The organism is uncultured Polaribacter sp. (assembly GCF_947501385.1).
Taxonomy (GTDB): Bacteria; Bacteroidota; Bacteroidia; order Flavobacteriales; family Flavobacteriaceae; genus Polaribacter.
In genome coordinates this window covers 1-5,126 of record NZ_CANMVP010000057.1, presented here as the reverse complement: position 1 = coordinate 5,126, position 5,126 = coordinate 1, and the positions used below count along the sequence as shown (strand labels likewise).

At 32.6% G+C, this 5,126-nt stretch carries 3 protein-coding genes; all 3 read left to right on the top strand.

Going from position 1 to position 5,126, the window contains the following annotated elements; genetic code table 11:
• The first annotated feature begins 384 nt into the window (after window positions 1–384).
• Window positions 385–2,592: a DNA cytosine methyltransferase gene (locus Q0998_RS19075; RefSeq protein ID WP_299672986.1), complete on the top strand. Its 2,208-nt coding sequence runs from the start codon at window positions 385–387 to the stop codon at window positions 2,590–2,592.
• On the top strand, window positions 2,589–3,770 hold the full coding sequence (locus tag Q0998_RS19070; RefSeq protein WP_299672983.1) for an MvaI/BcnI restriction endonuclease family protein: 1,182 nt from the start codon (window positions 2,589–2,591) through the stop codon (window positions 3,768–3,770). The genes Q0998_RS19075 and Q0998_RS19070 overlap by 4 nt, the downstream gene beginning before the upstream one ends.
• 339 nt (window positions 3,771–4,109) lie before the next feature.
• On the top strand, window positions 4,110–5,042 hold the full coding sequence (locus Q0998_RS19065) for a hypothetical protein (protein WP_299672980.1): 933 nt from the start codon (window positions 4,110–4,112) through the stop codon (window positions 5,040–5,042).
• The last annotated feature ends 84 nt before the right edge of the window (window positions 5,043–5,126 follow it).

Sequence of the window (5,126 nt, the reverse complement as noted above, 5' to 3'; positions counted from 1 at the left end):
TGCGCATAAGGGACTTGCACCCTCTAGATTAATTATTTACCTTTCGGTAAATCAAAAGATGCCCATGCTGGGCACACACAACGTATAAAATTAATTGCTTGGTACGAGCCTACTTACGAAAATCCTCGCGGATTTTCTATTCGGTTTGTATTTGCTAAATTAGTTGCTTAAACAACGCAACTAATCTTATACAAAACCGTTACCTGCAAGCTCTGAAAAAGCCACACGCGCAGTCAAGCACATTTCATTTTTTTTCGTGCCTCAAAAAATAAAAAGAGCTTACCTTTTCCCAACGCTCACTCAAAACAAAAATCAGAATTAAATAGGAATTAAAAAAAATGTCCGTAAATTTGTCCGTGTACGTAAAAACGTCCGCGAATAATTATGGCAACAATTAATTTTTATTTAGACAAACCTGACAAAAAAGGGTTTGCACCAATTCATCTTCGAATAAACTGTAACGGAAGTCAAGTTAAGGTTTCTACAGGACAGAAAATAGAATCAAAAAACTTCAATAAATCCAAACAAAAAGCGATTGGATTGAGTGTAGAATCTCACGAAATCAATCATTATTTAGATTTCCTAAGAGAACGAGCAGACGAACTTCTGCACCACTCTAATAAAAAAACCTTTATACAAGACGAAATTAAAAGCGTATTGAACGAACACATAGAAAATTACAAAGAAAATAGCAATGTAAATATTGTAAAAGAGCAAGTTGCGCTTTATGGAAAACCATTCACTTTTGTTGATTTATTCGCAGGAGCTGGTGGTTTTAGTGAAGGTTTTTTGCAAGCTGAACATAACAATAAGTTCTTCGATTTCATTGTTGCCAACGACATAAATGAAAATTGCGAATTAACTCACGTTGTTCGCTATAATCATCAATTAGGTTTGGATGCTGAGTTTTTAAAACAGGATATTACTGAACCTGATTTTTTAGACAATTTATTAGAAAAAATAGATGGACGTAACATTGACGTTATCTGTGGTGGACCACCTTGTCAAAGCTTTAGTCTTGCAGGAAAGCGGAAAAAATTTGATAAAAAAGACGACCTTTTTTCTCACTACTTAGAAGTTATTAAGGTTTTACAGCCTAAGTACTTTGTAATGGAAAATGTAAAAGGCATTTTGACCAAAGAAGGTGGGAAAATAAAAGAATTGATTATCAAAGAAATCAACTCTATTGTTGACACAAAAGAAATTCCATTACTAAATACATTCATCAAAAAAATACGAAAAGAATCAAATTCTTTCCTTTTCGATAGTATTGTAAAAAGAGTTGAACTTGAAAAGCTACTTGAGAAAGACAAGGAAACAGGAAAAGCTGATTTCATCAGCTTTGTAGAAAATAGATTTAAAAAACTAACGCCAAAAATTGCAGATTACAAAACCAGTAAAACAGACGAAAATATTAATACAATTCGTCACGGTTTTAATCTTTTGGCTCGAGCAAAAGAATGGGAGAAATTAAAACGTGATATTATCAAAGAAAAGGATTTCTGTAATATTGATAGTGATGACTTTGTAAATTCCTTTACAGATTTTCTAACAGAAATAAGCTCTGAAAATGTCATTTCAAAAATTGAGAATTCATTTAAAGCTTTAAAAGTTCCAACCAATTACAAAAAGGATTGTGAGGATATTATAACTGCTTTAAAAATATACACAACATCTTTCGATGAATCCATTGAGATTTTAAAATCTCAATGTAACAAATCACAAAAAAAGGAATTAGAGACTATTCTTGAAAGTATTAGACTTTATAAAATAGAACAACCATTTGTCGCTAATGCATCAAATTATGGTGTGCCTCAAAATAGAGAACGAGTACTTTTTATTGGTTGTCGCAAAGACCAAAAATATATTTCTGAAATTCCCGCAACAGTTTCAGAAGAAGAAAAAGTAACCATTTTTGAAGCTTTATATGATTTAGACTTTATTGGCAACAATCAAGAAGCACATCGATATGAAGAAATTGATATTTCTGCGCAATACAATGGAACTGCGAAGAAAATGGCTAAACTTCTCAAAAAAAGAAAAATTGACGGAAAACCTATTCTCAAAGGTGGAAAATCATTTGCAGAATGGTCTAAAAAAGGCAGATTAATTGAACGATTTAAACCTCAAACAAAACCATTTTACGTAAAGAACACAGAAGGTTTAGAGAATGGAGAAAAATATTTCGACATACTTAATAATCACAAAACAAGTAATCAAAACGAAACCGTTATTGAAAGACTTGGAGTGATTTTAAAAAATGGTAACTATAAAAAAGCACAACCAGAACTAGAAAAATTAAATCTTTCTACAAATAAGAGAAATTACAATGTTTTAAAACCAGATGAGCAAAGTTCTACAATAATGACAATTGCAGATGATTACATCCATTACAATTCGCCAAGGTCATTAACAGTTAGAGAAATGGCACGCTTACAATCGTTTGACGACTCATTTGTGTTTCAAGGAAAACGGTCTACAGGTGGAAATAATAGAAAAACAGAAGTGCCACAATACACTTTAGTTGGAAATGCCGTTCCGCCTTTATTAGCTAGAGCGGTTGCAAGTGAAATTTTAAAACATATCAAGTGAGAAAGCTTACAGACGCAGAACAAGAAAAGATAAAATTACTGACTAAAAACCAAGTTTCTCTTACTTTAATTGAACCAACCCAAAATGGATTAAAGAAATCCATAATGGATGCGACTGGTTCAGTCCGTAGTTTTTTAAAAAGTGAAAACATCCACGATTACGACCAACAATTACAAGGTCCAAATCATAAAATTATAATTCCGACTATTATTCATACTGGATTTGAAATCATTAAATCCCAAGCCTCTTTATATCGTCCAATTACCAAAAGTGGAGACCCAAGAATATGGTTTTACAAAATGACAAAAATTGCAGAAGCAAACGACATTATTGCAATCGCATTTTTTGACGATAGTTTTCAGATTTTTAATCTTACACAATTAGACATTGAAGTTTTGATTAATTCTTCAATTCAAAACCCATTACAAGATTTAATAAAGGAGATTAATAACACACAAAATGAAGTAGCATTTGAACTTCTGGGAATGTTAAGAAAAATAGCAAATGCTGGCCCAATTCCTTCAATGGTTAATGCAGACACCTCTGTAGGGCGAACGCTAGAAACTGCACTTGGAATTGATATTAATTCTTCCAAACAACCAGACTATAAAGGAATTGAGCTTAAGTCATTCAGAAACAGCAGAACAAACAGAAAAAATTTATTTGCACAAGTTCCGGATTGGAAATTAAGTAAGTTTAAAAGTTCAGCAGAAATTCTTGACAATTTCGGATATGAACGTGATGATGATTTTAAATTGTATTGCACAGTTTCGGCAATTACAAGAAATTCGCAAGGATTGAATTTAAGAATTGATAGCGATATCAAGCAACTGATTGAGAACTCAGATAAACCAGAAGTTGGAGATTTTGTGGTTTGGACATTGGACAAACTTCACAACCGACTAAAATCAAAACACAAAGAAACGTTTTGGGTAGAAGCTGAAAGCACAAGAATAAATGACCGAGAACACTTTCAATACAAGTTGGTAGAGCACACGAAAAAGCCAATTACATCTCAATTTGATTTACTAATTGAGCAAGGGATTATAACGCTTGACCATTTGATTAAACGAAACTCAAAAGGAAAAGTAGTCGAAAAAGGACCGTTGTTTAAAATCAAACCGAAAGGAATTGAATTACTGTTTCCGCCAAGTGAAAGATATGATTTAATGACATAGCGGAATTGCCAACGCTGAAAGCCATACACATTTCCAGTCGCGCCATCCACGCTACACCAAAACTGTAAAAGAGTATGTCTTTGCCAACGCTAGCAAGTTTGGGGATAAAAAAGCCAGCCAGGTAACAAGGTATAAAAAACATAGGGCGTTTGTGCTTAACCGAAAGTTCTGTGTATATTAACAAAGTCCGCTAAATATAAAATTTGGCATTTATAGTAGAAAAGGTAAAAGCAAAATATTTATATTTAGCTAAGTAATTAACCGAAACGATAGAGCTTATCACCTGCCCTACGTTTCTTATACGAGACCGTTGTAAAACATTAGAACGAAATCCTGCAAATGAAGATAAATCCAAAAATATTTTCAATTTTAATCACTCTAATCGTATCTGCGATTTTAGGATATATAGAAATTGAAATTTTTAAAGAATATGGTTGGACTGTATTTCTTGTTATTCCATTCATAATTGGATTTCTTCCACCTTTTATTAATGGAAAATTATCTGAAATAAGTAAAAAAGAGAGTTATAAATTAAGTTTTCTAACACTCGGAATTGTTTTAATTGGACTTTTAATTTTCGCAATTGAAGGAATGATTTGTATTGCAATGTCTTTACCATTAATTGCTTTATTAGTTTGGCTTGGCTCTTATTTAGGATTTAAAGCAAACTCTGGAAAGTGGATAAATCCGACAAATACAACAATTGGACTTTTTATCATTTGCGTAAGTTCAATGAGTTTCGACTATTTAAATGAACCTGAAAACTTAATTCCTGTTAGAACGAAAGTTATTGTTAACTCAAATATTGAGAATGTTTGGAAAAATGTTGTGACTTTTGAGAAAATAGACGAACCTACTGACTGGATATTTATAACTGGAATCTCATATCCGACAGACGCAACAATTAAAGGAACTGGAATTGGAGCAATAAGATATTGTAATTTTACAACTGGAAGTTTTGTAGAGCCAATCACAACTTGGAACGAACCGAATTTATTACAATTTGACGTAAAAGAACAACCAATTCCTATGAATGAATTTAATCCGTTTTGGGAAATTCATCCACCGCATTTAGATGGCTATTTCAAATCATATAAAGGTCAATTTAAACTGACCAAAATCGGAGAAAATAAAACGGAATTAGAAGGAACGACTTGGTACAAAGTAGGTATTACACCAGAGATTTACTGGAAAACTTGGTCTGATTTTATAATTCACAGAATACATAAACGAGTACTGAATCATATAAAAATAGAAACTGAAAATAAATAACGTTTTACAATCGAGTAGACGGCTCTGCCAGAAACTGACAGAGTGCGCCTCTCACACCACCGTACGTACGGGTCTCGTATACGG

Coding starts and splice junctions, on each gene's coding strand:
- Q0998_RS19075 (WP_299672986.1), top strand. CDS start 385: ATGGCAACAATTAATTTTTATTTAGACAAACCTGACAAAAAAGGGTTT.
- Q0998_RS19065 (WP_299672980.1), top strand. CDS start 4,110: ATGAAGATAAATCCAAAAATATTTTCAATTTTAATCACTCTAATCGTA.